We start from the raw sequence: 2050 nt of genomic DNA on the forward strand, positions 1-2050 counted from the left end.
TATTGTCAGTGAAGTGTACGGCTCGCTTGCTTTGACCGGTATCGGACACGGTACATTCGATGTATTACTGCTTGGTTTGGAAGGCAGCCTGCCGCACGATATTCCGCTTGCAGACATCCCCCAACGCTTGGAACGCATCCGCACGCAGCACGTTTTAAAATTCAACGGCCGTGAAATGACCTTCAATCCCGAAAAAGATTTGGATATCCGCGGCGACAAAGTGTTGCCCAAACATCCGAACGGTTTGAACTTTATCGCCTATAATTCAGACGGCCTGAAGCTGAAAGAACAGATCTATTATTCGGTTGGCGGCGGTTTTATCGTAACAGACGAAGGGTTTGCACAAGAAGCGCAGGAAAATTCAGACGTGCCATACCCTTACGAAAACTGCGACGAGTTGTTGGCACAATGCCGTCTGAACCAGTTGAATATTTCCGAAGTCGTGTTGGCTAATGAAGCGGCGTTGGCAGGTTGCGATGAGGAGGAAGTCCGCCGTCGTGTGGCCGCTGTGGCCGATGTGATGGAAAACTGCATCAAGCGCGGCTTGGGTGCGGAAGGGCAATTGCCGGGCGGCTTGAACGTCCGCCGCCGCGCGCCGCAGTTGGCGGCCAAACTCAAAGTCCTGCGCGAGAGCGAAATCGTCAATACCCAACTTTGGCCGATGGTGTACGCCATGGCGGTCAATGAAGAAAATGCCGCCGGCGGCCGCGTTGTCACCGCACCGACCAACGGCGCAGCAGGCATTATTCCTGCCGTCTTACACTATTTCCGCAAATTTAATCCGCACGCTAACCAATCTCGTGTTGAGGATTTCCTGCTGACTGCCGGTGCCATCGGTATTTTGTATAAAACCAATGCGTCAATTTCCGGCGCGGATGTCGGCTGCCAAGGCGAAGTTGGCGTAGCATGTTCCATGGCGGCGGGCGCATACGCCGAAGTCATCGGCGGTACACCGAAACAAGTGGAAAACGCCGCCGAAATGGCAATGGAGCACCACTTGGGTCTGACCTGTGATCCTGTCGGCGGCTTGGTGCAAATCCCCTGTATCGAGCGCAACGGCATCGCCGCCGAAAAAGCCCTCAAGCTCGCCACCCTTGCGCTTTTGGAAGACGGCACAGATAAAAAAGTCTCACTTGATGAAGTGATTCAAACCATGCTGCAAACCGGCCGCGATATGAAGGCAACCTACAAAGAAACCTCACTCGCCGGCCTGGCCGTTACCTTGCAGAAAAAAGCCATACCGGTATCTGTGCGCGTGGTGGAATGTTAGCAATTGGGCAGAGGATCTGCCCAATAAGAAAAGGCCGTCTGAAAAACTTTCAGACGGCCTTTTTTGTATGGATCGAATAACTAACCGTTTTTTTGATAAGGGTTTTCCAGTCCGGCTATTAAGTCGTGGAAGTATTCGCGCAACTGTTTTTCGGAACAACCCATCAGCAGCGCGTCTTCAAATGCGTCCTGCGCTATTTGGTACAGTTCGTTTAAGTTTTCGGTCATGACTTTGACCTTTTCGGTGCAGGAAACAATCTGACCGTCGTCGTCATACCATTTGGGCATTTGCGGCATCGCCATCGTACACCTCAATTCAAGAAACGGGATGGGTCGTTTTTCTTCACGCGACGGGCAAAGGCGTATTTTCCGTTCCAATATTTGTGGCCGAGGCTGGTAATTTCGATACGTTTTCCCGTTCTCGGTGCGTGAATGAAATTGTTGTTGCCGATGTAAAGGCCGACGTGGGAAATACGGCCGTGGCCCATGGTGCGGAAAAAGACCATGTCGCCCGGCTGCAATTCCGAACGGCTCACGGCAACGCCCATTTGCGCCTGTTCGGCAGAGGTGCGCGGCAGGTTCACGCCCATGGCGCGTTTAAAGATGTGTTGCATGAAGCCGCTGCAGTCAAAGCCGGTAGAAGCCGATGTGCCGCCGTAGCGGTAGGCCACGCCGAGCAAGCCCATGGCGCTGCCGATCAATTCGTCTGCATTGCCTGAAGGTGCGCGCGTATTGTTGCTTGGAGCGGAGTGTGTATTGACGGGGTGGACAGGGGTTGCCT

General features: G+C 53.5%; 3 protein-coding genes. 1 reads left to right on the forward strand and 2 read right to left on the reverse strand.

Annotated elements, in window-relative coordinates; translation table 11 throughout:
- Window position 1 precedes the first annotated feature (1 nt).
- Window positions 2-1270, forward strand: coding sequence for an L-serine ammonia-lyase (locus ACTHUM_RS12235; RefSeq protein ID WP_440402985.1), 1269 nt, complete (start codon window positions 2-4; stop codon window positions 1268-1270).
- Between the two features lie 80 nt (window positions 1271-1350).
- Here ACTHUM_RS12235 and ACTHUM_RS12240 read toward each other — a convergent pair whose 3' ends face one another.
- Both ACTHUM_RS12240 and ACTHUM_RS12245 read right to left on the reverse strand, forming a co-directional pair.
- Window positions 1351-1572 (reverse strand): hypothetical protein, encoded by a 222-nt coding sequence (locus ACTHUM_RS12240; RefSeq protein ID WP_070713582.1) that lies wholly within the window; start codon window positions 1570-1572, stop codon window positions 1351-1353.
- A gap of 8 nt (window positions 1573-1580) precedes the next feature.
- On the reverse strand, window positions 1581-2050 hold a 470-nt coding region (locus ACTHUM_RS12245), incomplete at its 5' end, for a C40 family peptidase (protein ID WP_440402986.1).

The organism is Neisseria sp. P0021.S006, assembly GCF_051956895.1.